This is a genomic window from Ramlibacter humi, assembly GCF_004681975.1.
Classification (GTDB): domain Bacteria; phylum Pseudomonadota; class Gammaproteobacteria; order Burkholderiales; family Burkholderiaceae_C; genus Ramlibacter; species Ramlibacter humi.
Genome location: NZ_SMLK01000015.1, coordinates 1 through 14779, shown reverse-complemented (window position 1 = coordinate 14779; position 14779 = coordinate 1). Strand labels below are relative to the sequence as shown.

The following is a 14779-nucleotide window of genomic DNA, read 5'->3' as shown; positions in this document are numbered from 1 at the left end:
TACTTGCCCCCAACGGCCTATGAGAGCCGCACGCAGGGAGCGTCCAGTGTCAACTAAACCGAAGCAAGTTCCCACGCACCGGCAGCGCGCCGCGAGGCGCGCAGGTGATCGTGCACCTCGCGGCGCACTGCCGGCGCGTGCCGGTCACCTTCAACGTTATCCCTCATGAACTACACCGTCGCGCCAGCCACCGGCGACGAGGTCCGTTCTGGATATGTCGGGCGCCAGCTGCGTGAGTTCAACTACCGCTATGTCGGCGAGTACCCAGAGGTCCAGTACATCCGCTTGAACGCTCGCGACTCGAAGGCGCAAGTCGTGGGTGGCCTCCGGGCCATCGTCGCGATGCATTGGCTTCGAGTTGAAGTGCTCTGGGTCAGCGACGATCTGCGGGGAAAAGGAATTGGCTCACAGTTGCTCGTGGAGGCAGAGCGCTTGGCGCGTGGTCTGGGCGCCAGGAACGCTGCACTTGAAACGTTTGAATGGCAAGCGCCGCAGTTCTACGCGCGTCACGGTTACGAGGAGGTGGCGCGCATGGACAAGTACATTGGCAACTTCTACCTCGCGATCATGCGTAAGGCCCTATGAGGGATAACAGGTCGGTCGACTCGGACACGTTGCGGCCCCTTGCCGCAACGTGCCGGTCACCTTTACGTTAGCCCTCATGCCTACCTTCGTTTGGCGTTGTCTCGCTTGCGGTCATGCAAACGAGCCGAATGCAGAGCGTTGCTTGGTATGTCACTGCCCAGCGCGGGCTAGAGTGAAGGACATTGATTCGGCGCGGAGAGCGAATCCGGATACGGCAGGTGTGCAGCGACTGATGGCCGAAGAAGCGCCAGATGGTCCGAGCGGACTTGAGTTCTTGGGGATCTTTTTCTGTGCCGTGCTGATGTTTTTCGGCGCGACCCCTTGGGACCGCAGGGACGGCAGGAAGTGACGGCTTCGACACGGACACAAGCCGGCGGCGCGCCGCACGGCGTGTGGACGAGCCTACGCCGTGCGGCGCACCGCCGGCTTGTGCCGGTCAACTTCGACGTTAGACCGCATATGAAAACTCGGGTATTGAACAAGCACCGCGGATCGGCAACTGTCATCAGCGTGCTGCTGGTGGGTTCCGCTAGTGGATATAGCGGTGTTTATCGTGGCGTTTCTTGCTGTAGTGCGGATGACTTCGAAGGCGGGCGTTCGTGATGGCGCCATCTAACAGGTCGGTCGACTCGGACACGTTGCGGCAAGGTGCAGCGAGGCGCCGTTGGATATCCTGCACCGTGCGGCCCCTTGCCGCAACGTGCCGGTCACCTTCACGTTAGAGCGCAAGGAAACGCCATGTCAGAACATGCAGTCATCGTCCGCTTCGACTACGGCAGCACTGACCTCGAACCACTCTTCGGCCTCGAGGAGGAGCTTGAAGAGGCTATCGCTGCTGCTGATGCCGGCGAGTACGACGGTAACGAAGTTGCAGTGAGCGGGAGGGACGGAGTCCTCTATATGTACGGCCCCGACGCAGATGCTCTGTTCTCGGCGGTGAAGCCTATCCTGGCTTCAACTGCCTGCATTCGGAATGTCGTCGCGACACTGCGCTATGGTCCGCCCGCTGACGACATTCGACGGGTGGAGGTTCGCGTTGCGCCCTAATTTGGCAATCGATACGGGCGTCTTATCGGCCAGCGTTCGCCGGCCTACTGTCCGCCGGTCATTTCTACTACAAGGGCCTACTCAAGCAACCTTGCGAGGGACGCGGTGGCAGGACTGATCCTGGCCGGAAGCAGACATCAGGCCGGCGGATCGAATTCGCCACGAAGCCGGGCTGCCAGCGCGGCAACTTGATTGCGCACGTGATCGAAGTGGATCGCATGCATGCTGCGAGCCGCTGCCTCAACAACGGTTTCCTGATCCAGGCGCGCCGCGATGCCGAGCGACTTGTGCGCCAGAATCAAGCCGAGCTTGGTGTCGCGGCAGCCGGCGTCCGGCTGCCGCGACTTGAATGCCGGCACTGTGCTTCGGCGCCGCGGCGGGCGCAATCGCTGCGCCGCGGCGGCGCGCTGTCGAGCGAACTTCGGCGAGGTGAAACGAGTCCAACATTGACGTCGCGGCTGCCACTGTCGAGGAGGTCGCCATGGGATCGCTTCGCATCGCAGGTCTCATCGCTGCCATCTTGGTGGCCGGAGCCTCCTGCGCGTTCGCGCGCGAGGGCGGCGACATGGGGCACGGGAGCGGCATGGCTCGCGGAGGCGCTGGCCCGGGTTCTCGCGGCGCGGGCAACGTCCACCAGGCGCCATTGCGGGGCGGCGGTTTCGCGCACGATGGCCGGCTCTCGAACGGCGTGGTCCCCGGGGCCGGGGTCGTGCAAGGTGGCCGCTTCGTCCATCATGGTCGCTTCCCGCATCACGGGCACTTCGTGCATGGATTCCGTGGCGGCCTGCCCGGCTGGTGGTGGGTGGCCGACGGCTTCTGGTACCCGTGGCCCTATGAGGTCGTGGTGCCGGCAGGCGCGCCGGTCTGGTTCTACTGCCCGGGCCTGGGTGCGTACTACCCGGCGGTCGTGTCCTGCCCTGACGGGTGGATGCAGGTAATCCCGCTGGACGTCACGCCCTGATCCTTCATCGTGACCGCTCCGACGAACCGGTTGCGTCGCGCTGAGGCCCGAAGCCGCCGCAGCCAGGCGCCCGCACCGCCTCCGCTTCGTCCTCTTGTGGCCGGAAGCGGACATCTGCTCTCGCGCGCCGTCCTGTCCAGTTGAGTTGCGCGGGCGCCAATACACGCATGGCCACTGGAAGTTGTCCACAATCGCGGGCCGCGGGTATGTTTTTTCTACAAAGCGTGCTGGTCAAATCGGCCGCCAGAGCGCACATGAACCGATCACCAGTTCCCGAACCGCACGCCGACTTCAAGACCTTGACGAAGGTCGAACTCCACGGTTTGGCCGATGAACTCCTGGCCTGTGACACGGCCGCCGTCGAACGTTGCGTCAACTTCGTTCTGGCGGACACCAAAGGCCTCTGGCACGGCCGCGCCCGCGCCCTGATGTGTCGCAGGCTGAAGCACTGCGACCTGGGCCGCACCCATCGAACAGCGCTTGTCGACTGCATCACGCAGCGGCTGCGTCTCGGCCTGTTCTCGGAGCAGTTCAAGGACCAGCTGAGACTCGCGATGCACCTCGATCTGGAGAAGACACTGCTGGCGTGCCGGCAGATCGCGCAAAGCGACAAGCCGTACGTCCGGCGCTACGCGCAGTGGGCCTTGTCTCTCCACGCCCCGGAAGACATGTCCTGAAAGGAAACAGCATGACAGTGAAGCGCATGGACAACGTCGGCATCGTCGTGGAAGACCTCGACGCCGCGATCGAGTTCTTCAGCGAACTTGGCCTTCGGCTGGAAGGCCGCGCGCCCATCGAAGGCGCCTGGGCGGGCCGTGTCACGGGGCTGCCCGACATGCGCGTCGAGATCGCCATGATGCGCACGCCGGATGGCCACAGCCGCCTGGAGATCTCCCGATTCCTGGCGCCGCCCGTGGTGGCCGATCACCGCGGCGCTCCGGTCAACGCGCTTGGTTATCTGCGCATCATGTTCGCCGTCGAAGACATCGACGACACCCTCGCGCGTCTTGGCAAGCGCGGCGCGAAGCTGGTCGGTGAAGTCGTTCGGTACCAGGACTCGTACCGGCTCTGCTACATCCGCGGGCCGGAAGGCATTCTCATCGGGCTCGCGCAGGAGGTCGGGCAGGCCGGAGCGAAGGAATCTGGGCGTTGAGAATGGAAACAGGACCCGCACGAAGCTTGCGCCATGCCGCTTGAGAAACCTCCGCTGAAGCGCCTGGCGCTTGTGGTCCTTGCCATCGTGCCGGCACTGGCCTGGGCCCTGGTGAAGCCCGTCCGTGTCATCGCGCCCGAGTGGGCTGGCGTCACTTGCACGACTACGACGGTCTGTGTCGACGACACGTCCAAGTCGGCTGAAGCCGCGGCCCTGTACGCGCAGGCCGTGCAGTTCGTCGATGCGAAGGTCTCCCGCATCCCCGGCCACCCGCGGGTGACGTTTTGCTCGTCGCAAGCTTGTGCCGACCACTTCGGCCTGGGTGCGCGGTCGGCGGTGACCGTGGGGACATTCGGAACCGTGATCGGTCCGCGGGCGTGGAAGCCGTACTACGTGCGCCATGAACTGATCCACTACCTGCAGGCGCGGGAATTCGGCGTGCTGCGGCTCCTGGCCAAGCCGTCGTGGTTCGTGGAAGGCATGGCCTACGGCCTCAGCGAGGATCCTCGCGTGCCGCTCTCCCAGCCTTTCGAGGGGTACCGCAGCGACTTCCTCGCGTGGTATCGATCCGTGGGGAAAGACAGGTTGTGGGCCGAGGGATCCCGGCTGTGATGGGGTGAACCCCCGGCTTTGGTGGCCCAGCGCACCCGCGCCTTACTGCACTTGCAGGCCATGGCTTCGCCGCGCGATGCCGCTACATTGACCCGATCAACGAGGAGGAGAGCGGCATGAACAGGAAGTGGATGCTGGCGTGGGTGCTCGCGGTGGCGGGCCTGCTGGGCGCCGCGGCGGCGCACGCGCAGAACGCGCAGGCCGAGGCGGAGCAGAAGGCGGCCTTCGAAGCGGCCGGCAAGGTGAAGGTGGCCGGCCCGGCCGACGTGCCGGTGCGCGACCAGGCGGTGCTGAAGCTGCCGGATGGCTACGTCTTCATCCCGCAGGCGGAAAGCGAGCGCCTGCTGCGCAGCATGGGCAACAGCGGCGGCAGCACGCTGGTGGGCACGGTGTTCCCGGTGGGGAAGGCGCCTTGGTTCGCGGTGGTGCGCTACATCAACGAAGGCCACATCGCCGACAGCGACGCCAAGGACTGGAACGCCGACGACCTGCTGAAGAGCCTGCGTGAAGGCACTGAAGCCGGCAACCAGGAGAGGGCGAAGAAGGGCATCCCCGAGATGGAGATCGTGGGCTGGGCCGAAGCACCGGCCTACAACGCCGGCAATCACCGGCTGGTGTGGTCGGCCTCCACGCGCGACAAGGGCACCACCGGCACGCAGGGCCTGGGCGTCAACTACAACACCTACGCCCTGGGCCGCGAAGGCTACATCAGCCTGAACCTGGTCACCGACCTGGACCTGCTGCCGCAGCACAAGCCTTCGGCGCTGCAGCTGCTGTCCTCGCTGGAATACAACGGCGGCCGCCGCTACACCGACTTCAACAGCTCCACCGACCACGTCGCCGCGTACGGGCTGGCGGCGCTGGTGGCCGGCGCGGCGGCCAAGAAGCTGGGCCTGTTCGCGCTGGCACTGGCCTTCCTGGCGAAGTTTGCCAAGGTCATCGTGGTGGCCGGCGGCGCCGCGCTGTGGAGCATCACCAAGCTGTTCAAGCGCCGCCAGCCGGCGGTGGCCGCCGCCGAAGACACCGTGCCCGCGCCCATGGGCCCGGGCGGCACGCCGCCCAAGGCCTGAGCATGAAGCTGCTCCTGGCCCTGCTGGCCGCCGGCAAGCTGGGCAAGGTCCTGCTGTCCGGCGGCTCCATGCTGCTGTCCATCGTCGCGTACGCCTTCGTCTTCGGCTGGCGCTACGCGGTGGGGTTCGTCGGGCTGATCTTCGTGCACGAGCTCGGGCACTACCTCGCGGCACGCCAGCGCGGGCTGGACGTGGGCCTGCCCACCTTCCTGCCTTTCGTGGGCGCGTGGATCGAACTGAAGGAACAGCCGCACAACGCCGAGACCGAAGCGTGGGTGGGCCTGGCCGGTCCGCTGCTGGGCACCGTCGGCGCGCTGGGCTGCTACTTCCTCGCGCGCGACAACGACAGCCGGCTGTTGCTGGCGCTCGCGTATGCGGGGTTCTTCCTGAACCTGTTCAACCTCATCCCGCTGTCGCCGTTCGATGGCGGCCGCATCACCGCGGTGCTGTCGCCGCGCATCTGGCTGCTGGGCGCGCCGCTGCTGGTGGGCATGTTCCTGTGGCGGCCCAGCCCGCTGCTGGTGCTGATGGCCATCCTGGCGGCGCCGCAGCTGGTGAAGGCCTGGAAGTACGACGCCGGCGCGCCGGAAAACGCGCAGTACTACGCCGCATCCGCGGAGACGCGTTTCACGTACGCCATGTATTACCTCGGGCTGCTCGCCTTCCTGGCCGTGATGGCGCACGACACGCACGAGATGCTGGGCACGCTGCATCGCTGATCGTTCCGCGTTGACTTCGCGTTGCCGCGCATGCCCAATCCCGATTGAATTCAAGGAGAACCCATGTTGAAGCCCGCCATCCTGTTGTCCGCTGCCACGGTCCTTCTGGCCGGTTGCGGCGCCGACGTCGCCAGCACGGCGGCCACCGTCGGCAACCTGCAGGCCGAACAGGCGCAGCAAGCCAAGGCGCAGGAAGCGCAGTTGAAGAAGAAGCTGGGCGAGGCCATGCAGGCCACCGAGGCTTCGGCGGCCGAGGCGGCTTCGAAGTAGCAGCGGTCTTGCTGCGAGCGCAGCCGGGACGCCCCATGAAAATCGCTGCAACTGGTGGACGAAGGCAAGGGCACCCTCGGGGCCGCATGACAGCCCCGTGACGGCCGCTGCCATGCGCCGGTCACGCGCGCGGTGTTTACTCCTCGCCGGAGTGCGTCATCCATGCTGCTGCGTCGAACCACCAAAGGCACCGAGGAACTGCGTTCGCGCTCGCGCGAGCTGGGCCTGCGCGAGCGCGGCGTGCTGTTCATGCTCAATGCCCCGATGGAAGCCCGCGACCTGCACGCGGCGCTGGGGCCTTCTACGCCGGCGCTGATCGAAGCGCTGCTGGCCACAGGGCACGTCGAAGCCGCCCAGGCCGGCGCGGTGCCGCCGCCCCAAACGGCTGAGCCCGTCCCAACGGCTGCGGCGGAGCCATCCGCCGCGGCGCCCGAGTCGCGCCGCTCGCTCGCCGCCGCGCGCATGTTCCTCTTCGACGTCTGCGAACGCATGTTCGTGCGCCGCTCGCCGCAGGTGGCCGAGCGTTTCCGGTCGATGCTGCGCGAGGCGCGCGACGGCTTGTCCATGGTCGCGGCCGCGCAGGAGATCCTGGACCACGTGGAGCAGGTGGCAGGCACGGAGCGCGCCGCCACCGTGCGCGACCGCCTGGCCGAGCTGCTGCCCGACGGCCTGGAGCCGCCCATCACCACCGCGCCTTCGCCGCTGGACTGACGCGCTTCAGCGCGCCGGGCGCATGGCCCGGCGCACAATGCGGCCCATGCTCTCAACCCTGGACACCCCCGCGGCCCTGGTGGACCGCGAGCGCCTCGCGCGCAACATCGCCCGCATGCAGTCGCGCCTGGATTCGCTGGGCGTGAAGTTCCGCCCGCACGTCAAGACCACCAAGTGCATCGAGATCGCCCGCGCGCAGCTGGAAGCCGGCGCCCGCGGCATCACGGTGTCCACGCTGAAGGAAGCGCAGCAGTTCCACGCCGCCGGCTTCGACGACATCCTGTACGCGGTCGGGCTGGTGCCGGGCAAGCTGCAGCAGGTGCTGGCGCTGCGGCAGGCCGGCTGCAACCTCAAAGTGATCACCGACAACGCCGCGGCCGCGGCGGAGATCGGGCGTGCCGCGCGCGAGGAGGGCATCACCCTCGAGGTGTGGATCGAGATCGACACCGACGGCCACCGCTCCGGCGTGAAGCCCGAATCGGCGCAGCTCATCGAGGTGGGCCGCGCGCTGGTCGAAAGCGGCGCCGTATTGGGCGGCGTGATGACGCACGCGGGCAGCAGCTACGACCTGGACACGCCCGAGGCGCTGGCCGCGATGGCCGAGCAGGAAAGGGCGGGCTGCGTGCGCGCGGCCGAGCGCCTGCGCGAGCAAGGCTGGGCCTGCCCCAACGTCAGCGTGGGTTCCACGCCCACGGCGCTCAGCGCGAAATCGCTGCCCGGCGTGACGGAAGTGCGCGCGGGCGTGTACGTGTTCTTCGACCTGGTGATGGCCAACGTGGGCGTGTGCGCGCCGCAGGACATCGCGCTGTCGGTGCTCACCACCGTCATCGGCCACCAGCCGGAGAAAGGCTGGGCCATCGTCGACGCGGGCTGGATGGCCATGAGCCGCGACCGCGGCACGCAGAAGCAGCGGCACGACTACGGCTACGGCCAGGTGTGCGGCGAGGACGGCAACGTGCTCCCGGGCTACGTGCTCACCGGCGCCAACCAGGAGCACGGCATCCTGTCGCGCGAAGGCGCGAAGGACGAGGACATCGAGAAGCGGTTCCCGGTGGGCACGCGGCTGCGCATCCTGCCGAACCATGCCTGCGCGACGGGGGCGCAGTTTCCGCAGTACGAAGCCGTGGGGAAGGATGGCGCCGTGGTGACTTGGCCGAGGTTCTACGGATGGTGAGCGTGCCCCCACCCCAACCCTCCCCCAGAGAGGGAGGGAGTGACATCAGGTCGGTCAATCCGGCCACGATGGCCACCCCCGGCGGCCACTACAGCCACGGCACGGTCGCCAACGGTTTCGTGTTCGTCTCGGGTCAGCTGCCCATCACGCCCGCCGGCGAAAAGCTGAGCGATGCGCCGTTCGAGCGCCAGGCTGAACAGGTGCTGGCCAACGTGCAAGCGGTGCTGGAAGGCTGCGGCAGCGGCGTCGCGCACCTGGTGCAGGTGCGCGTGTACGTGGACGACCTCGCCAACTGGCCGGCGTTCAACGGGGTGTACGCGAAGTGGGCCGGCGACCACCGCCCCAGCCGCGCGGTGGTGCCCGCCGGCGCGCTGCATTACGGCTTCAAGATCGAAGTCGAAGCGGTCGCCGCCGTGCCCGGCGCGTAGCCTTCACAGCTGCACCCGCGTCCCCAGCTCGATCACCGCGTTGCTGGGGATGCGGAAGAAGTCCACCGCGCGGCCCGCGTTGCGCGACATCGCCCCGAACAGGTTCTGCCGCCAGCGCGCCATGCCCGAGCCCAGGCGCGGCACCACGGTTTCGCGGCTGAGGAAGAACGAGGTGGCGAACAGGTCGATGGGCAGCCCGTGCGGCTCGCACAGGGCCAGCGCGGCGGGCACATCGGGCGTGTCCATGAAGCCGAAGCTGGCCGTCACCTGCCAGAAGCCGTGGCCCAGGTCTTCCACTTCCACGCGGCGCGCGGCGGGCACGGAAGGCTCTTCCAGGAAGCGCACGGTCAGCACCACGTTGCGCCGGTGCAGCACCAGGTTGTGCTTCATGTTGTGCAGCAAGGCCTGCGGCACGATGCCGGGCTCGGCGGCCAGGAACACCGCGGTGCGGTCGACGCGGGTCACGGCCGCGGGCAGGTCGGTGCCGCGGACGAAATCGGGCAGCGCCAGCATGTCCTGCCGCATCGCCTGCGACAGCGCCTCGCGTCCGCGGTACCACGCCGTCATGGCCACCAGCAGCAGCGCGGCCAGCGCCAGGGGGAACCAGCCGCCTTCGACGAACTTGGTGGAGCACGAAAGGAACAGCAGCGTGTCCAGCGCGATGAACAGCGCGGTCGCGGGCACCGACACCCACAGCGGGTAGCCCCACGCGCGGCGCACGACGAACCACGTGAGGCCCGTGGTGATCAGCATGGTGCCGGTCACCGCGATGCCGTACGCGGATGCCATCGCCGACGAACTGCCGAAGCCGAAGCACGCGAGCACCACCGCGGCCAGCAGCACCCAGTTGACGAAAGGCACGTACACCTGGCCGCGCTCGCTGGCGGAGGTGTGCACGATGCGCATGCGCGGCAGCAGCCCCAGCTGCACCGCCTGCTGCGTGAGCGAGTACGCACCCGAGATCACCGCCTGCGAAGCGATGATGGTCGCGGCGGTCGCGACGGCCACCGCGGGCAGCAGCAGCGCCGGCGGAAAGCTCAGGTAGAACGGGTTGGCCACGGCCTGCGGGTCGCGCAGCAGCAGCGCGCCCTGGCCGGCGTAGTTCAGCGCCAGCGCGGGCAGCACCACCAGGCTCCACGCCAGGCGGATCGGCCGCGCGCCGAAGTGGCCCATGTCGGCGTACAGCGCCTCCGCGCCCGTGATGGCCAGCACCACCGCGCCGACGGCGGCGAACAGGCCCCAGCCGCGCGTCGCGAGGAAATGCCACGCGTGCCGCGGGTCCAGGGCCTGCAGCACCTGCGGTGCCTGCGCGATCTGCCAGACGCCGACGACGGCCAGCGCCGCGAACCACAACACGATCACCGGGCCGAAGAAGCGGCCCACCGTGCCGGTGCCGTGGCGCTGCACCAGGAACAGCGCCGCCAGGATGCCGGCGGACAGCGGCAGCACCCAGGGCTTCAGCGCGGGCGTCGCCACCTCCAGGCCTTCCACCGCGCTCATCACCGACACGGCCGGCGTGAGCACGCTGTCGCCGTAGAACAGGCAGGCACCGAAGGTGCCGGCCAGCAGCAGGCGGCGGCGCAGCGCGGGCTTGCCGGCGGCGGTGCCGGCCGCCAGGGCGAGCAGGGCCATGATGCCGCCTTCGCCGTGGTTGCTGGCGCGCATGATCAGCGTCACGTACTTGAGCGTGACCACCGCCATCAGCAGCCAGAACACGACGGATACCGCGCCGACGATCGTGTCCGGCTGCAGCGGCACGCCGGTGGCGGGCGAGAAGATCTCCTTGACCGCGTACAGCGGGCTGGTGCCGATGTCGCCGTACACGACGCCCAGGGCGGCGAGCGCCAGCCCCGCGGTGCCGTGGCCGCGGGCGGAAGGCGCGATGGGGGAGGGAAGGGCGGCTGAGGGTGTGTCCATGGCCGCGGTTGTCGCCCGCGGCGCATAAAAAACGCATAAACGTGGTTCGGGCCCGTGCTACTCGTCAGCGAGCCGGTAGCCCACGCCCAGCTCGGTCAGCAGCCAGCGTGGCTCGGCCGGGTCGGCTTCGATCTTGGCGCGCAGGTGGCCCATGTAGATGCGCAGGTAGTGCAGCTGGTCCACCTGGTCGTTGCCCCACACGTCGGCCAGCAGCTGGCGGTGGGTGACCACCTTGCCGGGCGTGCGCGACAGGCGCTCGAAGAGCTTGAACTCCAGCGGGGTCAGGTGCACGGGCCGGCCGCCGACCTGCAGTTCGCGCGATTCGCGATCAAAGTCCAGTTCGCCGATCTGCAGGCGCGGCGCGGGCAGGGGCGACGCGCCGGCGCGCCTCAGCATCGCGCGCACGCGGGCCAGCAGTTCGCCCACGCCGAACGGCTTGGTCAGGTAATCGTCGGCGCCGGCATCCAGCGCCTCGATCTTCTGCGCCTCCTGCGCGCGCGCCGACAGCACCAGGATGGGCGTGGGGGCCAGCGCGCGCACTTCGCGGATCAAGGTGAGTCCGTCCTCGTCGGGCAGCCCGAGGTCCACGACGAGCAACTGTGCATCGCGCCACTCGCGCCGGGCATCGCGCACGGTGCCCACCACGCGCGGCGACATGCCCGCGGCACTGAGGCTGGCGCCGACGAACTGCGCGATCGGGCCTTCGTCTTCGACCACCAGGATGTCCGGCCGGGTCATACCGTGCCCTCCTTCTCCGGCACGGGGAGGTCGACGCGGAACTCGGCGCCCGGCTCGCAGCGCCGCGCCTCGATCGTCCCGCCGTGCGCTTGCGCGATGAGACGGCACAGCGCGAGGCCCAGGCCCGATGCGCCGTCGCGCTGCGATTGCCCGAAGCGCGAGAACAGCGCCTGCGGATCACCCGCAGGCAGGCCTTCGCCGTGGTCGCGCACGGCCAGGAACAGGCCATCGCGGCCGCGTCCGGCGCGCAGCACCACGTGCGGCCTGCTACCGCCATGGCGCACCGCGTTGTCCACCAGGTTGGCCACCAGCTGCGCGAGCAGGCCCGCCTCCGCGCGCAGCGGCGGCAGGCCCGGCGCCACCTTCAGCTCGATGCGCGCGTGCGGCCAGCGGCGGCGCATGCGCGCCACCGTGGCGCCGAGGATCTCCTCGGCCGATTCCCACTGCAGGCGCAGCTGCGATGTCGGCTGCGACAGGCGCGCCATCTGCAGGATGTTGTCCGCCATCAGCGACAGGTCGCGCGCCTCGTCTTCCAGGCCGGCCAGCAGGCGATCCCGCTCGGCCGGCGGCAGGTCCGCGCCATGCGTGCGCAGCGCGCTGGCGCTGCCCAGGATGCCGGCCAAAGGCGTGCGCAGGTCGTGCGACAGCGAGGCGAGCAGGGTGTTGCGCGCCGCTTCGGCGTGCGCGCTGTCCTGTGCCTGGCGCGCCGATTCGGCGGCGTACTCGCGTTCGATGGCCAGGCCCGCTTGCCGCGCGAGCGCCTGCCAGTGCAGGCGCGTTTCTTCGGAAGGCCTGCCGTCCGACGGCAGCAGCCACTGCATGGCGCCCAGCGGCGCGTCGCGGTGGAAGGGCGCGCACCACAGGGCCAGGTCGGGCCAGTCGTCGCAGCCCCGGCCCACCACGCGGCCGTGCGCCAGCGCCCACTCGGCGGCGGAAGGTTGCCAGGCCGCGGCGGGGTCGCCACCGATGCGGCGGAGGCCTTCGCCTTCGCGCAGGAACACGGCGCATGGCCGGCGAAGCGATGCTTCGAGGAAGCGGGCGGCTTCCAGCGCCATCGCTTCATGCCCGCGGCAGGCCGCCAGCGCTTCGCCCAATGCATGCAGTTCCGCCGCGCGCGCGTGGGCGAGTTCGGCTTGCACGCGCTTTTCGCGCAGGCTCGCGATCAGCGATTGCAGCGCCACCGACAAACCCAGCAGCACGGCCAGCATCCACCAGGATTCGGCGCCGTCGACGCGGAAGCTGTGTTGCGGCGGAACGAAGAAGAAATTGAGCGCGGCCACCGACAGCAGCGATGCCAGCAGCGCGGCACCGCGGTCCAGCGCCAGCGCGGTGACGACGACGGCCACCAGGTACACCATCGCGAGGCCGGCCAGCGACATCCGGCCGTCCAGCGCGTGGCAGGCGGCGGTCGCGGCGGCGGGCACCGCGGCGGCCAGCAGCCAGTGCAGGGCGGGCGTGCGGCGCTTCATGCCGGGTGCGGTCAGGCGAACCGGACGTCGGCGATCCAGTTGCGCGCGCGCCGCGCCAGCCGCTGCGCCTCGGTCTCGTTCCCGAACGACACCGGTGCCGGCTGCACCAGCCCCGGCGGCAGGCCATCGAAGCTGTTCACGTTGACCACCGCGTACTCGCGGCCTTCGATGCTGCTGGTGACCAGCGGCACCACGCCGCACCGCCGGCAGACGTGGAACACGGCGGTGCGCGTCGCGAAGGTGTAGCGGTTGACCTGCGCCGGGTCTTCCACCGTGACCCGCAGCGCGCCGGCCGGGCAGGACGTCCACACGCCGCCATGGCGCGTGCAGAAGCCGCAGTCGCAGGCGCGCGCCGGGATGGCGGCGGGCTCGGGCCGCCAGTCGAGTTCGAAGCGCAGGTTGCCGCAGTGACAGCGGCCATGGATCAGCATGGGGTGCTCCGCGCGCGGCACGTGCCGCGCCAGCCCATCGTAGCGCCGCCCTGCAAGCTCCGCGCGGCTGCCGCAGAATCGCCTTTTCCCCTCACGAAGCAAGCCAGTCCCGCCATGAACTTCCGCCCCCTCGGCCAATCGTCCCTGCAGGTCTCGCCGCTGTGCTTCGGCGGCAACGTGTTCGGCTGGACCGCCGACGAGAAGACTTCGTTCTCGCTGCTCGACGCCTGGGTGGACGCCGGCTTCAACTTCGTCGACACCGCCGACGTGTATTCGCGCTGGGTGCCCGGCCACGCGGGCGGCGAATCGGAGACGGTCATCGGCAAGTGGCTGAAGCAGTCGGGCAAGCGCGGCCGGGTGGTCATCGCCACCAAGGTGGGCAAGGACATGGGCAACGGCCGCATCGGCCTGAAGCCCGCCTACATCCGCGAAGCCGTGGAAGCTTCGCTCAAGCGCCTGCAGACCGACGTCATCGACCTGTACCAGTCGCACGACGACGACGCGGCCACGCCGCTGGAAGAGACGCTGGACGCTTTCGCCAAGCTGGTGAAGGAAGGCAAGGTGCGCGCGATCGGCGCTTCCAACTACACCGCGCCGCGGTTCGCGCAGGCGCTGGAAACCAGCCGCAAGCAGGGCCTGCCGCGCTACGAAAGCCTGCAGCCGCTCTACAACCTGTACGACCGCGCCGTGTTCGAGGACGCGCTCGCGCCGCTGTGCCGGCGCGAGAACGTGGGCGTGATCAACTTCTATTCGCTGGCGGCCGGCTTCCTCACCGGCAAGTACCGCCGCCCCGCCGACGCCGACAAGAGCCCGCGCGGCGCTTCGGCAGTGAAGAAGTACCTGAACGAGCGCGGCACCGGCATCCTGGACGCGCTGGACGACGTCGCGCGCCAGGCGGGGCGCACGCCGGGGCAGGTGGCCATCGCGTGGGTGATGGCCCAGCCCGGCATCACTTCGCCCATCGCCAGCGCCAGCTCGCTGGACCAGCTGAAGGAACTGGTGGAAGCGGCCAGCCTGAAGCTGGACGCTGCCGCGATCCGCAAGCTGAACGAGGCCAGCGCGGAAGGCTGACCCGCCTCTACAATTCCAGGCGACATGGCCAAGGAAGAACTCATCGAGATGCGCGGCCGGGTGGAAGAAGTCCTGCCCGACTCGCGCTACCGCGTTGTGCTCGAAAACGGGCACAGTCTCATCGCGTACAGCGGCGGCAAGATGCGCAAGAACCACATCCGCATCATCGCCGGCGACTACGTGACGCTGGAGCTTTCGCCCTACGACCTGGGCAAGGGCCGCATCATGTTCCGCCACCTTCCCCCGCGCGACGGCAACTCGCCGCCGCAGCAGCGCCGCCGCTGAGCCGGCGCGGCATCGTCCCCGCGCGGAGGCGGGGACCGATGGCTTCCGCCTTCGATGCGGGAGCCATGGATTCCCGCCTTCGCGCACTGCTGTCCGGGATCGCCGTCATAGCAAGGAGCCCTGAACGCAGGCGATGTG

General features: G+C 69.0%; 19 protein-coding genes. 14 read left to right on the top strand and 5 right to left on the bottom strand.

Annotation, left to right across the window (positions count from 1 at the left end):
* The first annotated feature begins 165 nt into the window (after positions 1-165).
* Together EZ216_RS21125 and EZ216_RS21120 are read left to right on the top strand one after the other, a co-directional pair.
* Complete coding sequence (locus EZ216_RS21125; RefSeq protein WP_135251787.1) at positions 166-585, top strand: GNAT family N-acetyltransferase; 420 nt, start codon at positions 166-168, stop codon at positions 583-585.
* Positions 586-1323: 738 nt separating this feature from the next.
* On the top strand, positions 1324-1632 hold the full coding sequence (locus EZ216_RS21120) for a hypothetical protein (protein ID WP_135251786.1): 309 nt from the start codon (positions 1324-1326) through the stop codon (positions 1630-1632).
* Between the two features lie 137 nt (positions 1633-1769).
* Here the strand turns inward: EZ216_RS21120 and EZ216_RS21115 are convergent, their stop codons facing one another.
* Positions 1770-1991 (bottom strand): hypothetical protein, encoded by a 222-nt coding sequence (locus EZ216_RS21115; protein ID WP_135251785.1) that lies wholly within the window; start codon positions 1989-1991, stop codon positions 1770-1772.
* 404 nt (positions 1992-2395) lie between these two features.
* Here EZ216_RS21115 and EZ216_RS21110 point away from each other — a divergent pair, with 404 nt between their 5' ends.
* From EZ216_RS21110 to EZ216_RS21065, 10 genes are all read left to right on the top strand, one after another.
* Positions 2396-2593 (top strand): hypothetical protein, encoded by a 198-nt coding sequence (locus tag EZ216_RS21110; RefSeq protein ID WP_135251784.1) that lies wholly within the window; start codon positions 2396-2398, stop codon positions 2591-2593.
* A 224-nt stretch (positions 2594-2817) separates the two neighbouring features.
* The gene (locus EZ216_RS21105) at positions 2818-3270 is read left to right on the top strand and encodes a hypothetical protein (RefSeq protein WP_167773014.1); all 453 of its coding nucleotides are present in this window, start codon (positions 2818-2820) and stop codon (positions 3268-3270) included.
* Between the two features lie 11 nt (positions 3271-3281).
* Entirely contained in the window at positions 3282-3746 is a 465-nt protein-coding gene (locus EZ216_RS21100; RefSeq protein ID WP_135251782.1) for a VOC family protein, read from the top strand.
* 33 nt (positions 3747-3779) lie between these two features.
* Positions 3780-4358, top strand: coding sequence for a hypothetical protein (locus tag EZ216_RS21095; protein ID WP_135251781.1), 579 nt, complete (start codon positions 3780-3782; stop codon positions 4356-4358).
* A gap of 116 nt (positions 4359-4474) precedes the next feature.
* Complete coding sequence (locus EZ216_RS21090; protein ID WP_135251780.1) at positions 4475-5428, top strand: DUF2167 domain-containing protein; 954 nt, start codon at positions 4475-4477, stop codon at positions 5426-5428.
* A 2-nt stretch (positions 5429-5430) separates the two neighbouring features.
* A complete protein-coding gene (locus tag EZ216_RS21085; RefSeq protein WP_135251779.1) occupies positions 5431-6147 on the top strand; it encodes a site-2 protease family protein in 717 nt (238 codons plus the stop codon).
* Positions 6148-6210: 63 nt separating this feature from the next.
* Positions 6211-6417: a hypothetical protein gene (locus EZ216_RS21080; protein WP_135251778.1), complete on the top strand. Its 207-nt coding sequence runs from the start codon at positions 6211-6213 to the stop codon at positions 6415-6417.
* A gap of 162 nt (positions 6418-6579) precedes the next feature.
* Positions 6580-7128 (top strand): hypothetical protein, encoded by a 549-nt coding sequence (locus EZ216_RS21075; protein WP_135251777.1) that lies wholly within the window; start codon positions 6580-6582, stop codon positions 7126-7128.
* 37 nt (positions 7129-7165) lie between these two features.
* A complete protein-coding gene (locus tag EZ216_RS21070; protein ID WP_135251788.1) occupies positions 7166-8302 on the top strand; it encodes a DSD1 family PLP-dependent enzyme in 1137 nt (378 codons plus the stop codon).
* A gap of 68 nt (positions 8303-8370) precedes the next feature.
* Positions 8371-8730, top strand: a complete 360-nt coding sequence (locus tag EZ216_RS21065) for a RidA family protein (protein WP_239024475.1) — start codon at positions 8371-8373, stop codon at positions 8728-8730.
* A gap of 3 nt (positions 8731-8733) precedes the next feature.
* Here the strand turns inward: EZ216_RS21065 and EZ216_RS21060 are convergent, their stop codons facing one another.
* Genes EZ216_RS21060 through EZ216_RS21045 form a run of 4 tightly spaced genes read right to left on the bottom strand, consistent with a single transcriptional unit; the run spans position 8734 to position 13285 of the window.
* The gene (locus EZ216_RS21060; RefSeq protein ID WP_135251775.1) at positions 8734-10647 is read right to left on the bottom strand and encodes a potassium transporter Kup; all 1914 of its coding nucleotides are present in this window, start codon (positions 10645-10647) and stop codon (positions 8734-8736) included.
* A 57-nt stretch (positions 10648-10704) separates the two neighbouring features.
* Positions 10705-11385, bottom strand: coding sequence for a winged helix-turn-helix domain-containing protein (locus EZ216_RS21055; protein WP_135251774.1), 681 nt, complete (start codon positions 11383-11385; stop codon positions 10705-10707).
* Positions 11382-12854: a sensor histidine kinase gene (locus EZ216_RS21050; RefSeq protein WP_135251773.1), complete on the bottom strand. Its 1473-nt coding sequence runs from the start codon at positions 12852-12854 to the stop codon at positions 11382-11384. The genes EZ216_RS21055 and EZ216_RS21050 overlap by 4 nt, the downstream gene beginning before the upstream one ends.
* Before the next feature lie 11 nt (positions 12855-12865).
* The gene (locus EZ216_RS21045; RefSeq protein ID WP_135251772.1) at positions 12866-13285 is read right to left on the bottom strand and encodes a GFA family protein; all 420 of its coding nucleotides are present in this window, start codon (positions 13283-13285) and stop codon (positions 12866-12868) included.
* Positions 13286-13399: 114 nt separating this feature from the next.
* Here EZ216_RS21045 and EZ216_RS21040 point away from each other — a divergent pair, with 114 nt between their 5' ends.
* Both EZ216_RS21040 and infA read left to right on the top strand, forming a co-directional pair.
* Complete coding sequence (locus EZ216_RS21040) at positions 13400-14356, top strand: aldo/keto reductase (protein ID WP_135251771.1); 957 nt, start codon at positions 13400-13402, stop codon at positions 14354-14356.
* A gap of 24 nt (positions 14357-14380) precedes the next feature.
* The gene (gene infA, locus EZ216_RS21035; RefSeq protein WP_135251770.1) at positions 14381-14641 is read left to right on the top strand and encodes a translation initiation factor IF-1; all 261 of its coding nucleotides are present in this window, start codon (positions 14381-14383) and stop codon (positions 14639-14641) included.
* Positions 14642-14779 lie beyond the last annotated feature (138 nt).

Bases quoted from the DNA above. Each gene is read 5' to 3' on its own strand.
- EZ216_RS21125 (WP_135251787.1), top strand. From the start codon at position 166: ATGAACTACACCGTCGCGCCAGCCACCGGCGACGAGGTCCGTTCTGGA.
- EZ216_RS21120 (WP_135251786.1), top strand. From the start codon at position 1,324: ATGTCAGAACATGCAGTCATCGTCCGCTTCGACTACGGCAGCACTGAC.
- EZ216_RS21100 (WP_135251782.1), top strand. From the start codon at position 3,282: ATGACAGTGAAGCGCATGGACAACGTCGGCATCGTCGTGGAAGACCTC.
- EZ216_RS21095 (WP_135251781.1), top strand. From the start codon at position 3,780: ATGCCGCTTGAGAAACCTCCGCTGAAGCGCCTGGCGCTTGTGGTCCTT.
- EZ216_RS21090 (WP_135251780.1), top strand. From the start codon at position 4,475: ATGAACAGGAAGTGGATGCTGGCGTGGGTGCTCGCGGTGGCGGGCCTG.
- EZ216_RS21085 (WP_135251779.1), top strand. From the start codon at position 5,431: ATGAAGCTGCTCCTGGCCCTGCTGGCCGCCGGCAAGCTGGGCAAGGTC.
- EZ216_RS21080 (WP_135251778.1), top strand. From the start codon at position 6,211: ATGTTGAAGCCCGCCATCCTGTTGTCCGCTGCCACGGTCCTTCTGGCC.
- EZ216_RS21075 (WP_135251777.1), top strand. From the start codon at position 6,580: ATGCTGCTGCGTCGAACCACCAAAGGCACCGAGGAACTGCGTTCGCGC.
- EZ216_RS21070 (WP_135251788.1), top strand. From the start codon at position 7,166: ATGCGGCCCATGCTCTCAACCCTGGACACCCCCGCGGCCCTGGTGGAC.
- EZ216_RS21065 (WP_239024475.1), top strand. From the start codon at position 8,371: ATGGCCACCCCCGGCGGCCACTACAGCCACGGCACGGTCGCCAACGGT.
- EZ216_RS21060 (WP_135251775.1), bottom strand. From the start codon at position 10,647: ATGGACACACCCTCAGCCGCCCTTCCCTCCCCCATCGCGCCTTCCGCC.
- EZ216_RS21055 (WP_135251774.1), bottom strand. From the start codon at position 11,385: ATGACCCGGCCGGACATCCTGGTGGTCGAAGACGAAGGCCCGATCGCG.
- EZ216_RS21050 (WP_135251773.1), bottom strand. From the start codon at position 12,854: ATGAAGCGCCGCACGCCCGCCCTGCACTGGCTGCTGGCCGCCGCGGTG.
- EZ216_RS21045 (WP_135251772.1), bottom strand. From the start codon at position 13,285: ATGCTGATCCATGGCCGCTGTCACTGCGGCAACCTGCGCTTCGAACTC.
- EZ216_RS21040 (WP_135251771.1), top strand. From the start codon at position 13,400: ATGAACTTCCGCCCCCTCGGCCAATCGTCCCTGCAGGTCTCGCCGCTG.
- infA (WP_135251770.1), top strand. From the start codon at position 14,381: ATGGCCAAGGAAGAACTCATCGAGATGCGCGGCCGGGTGGAAGAAGTC.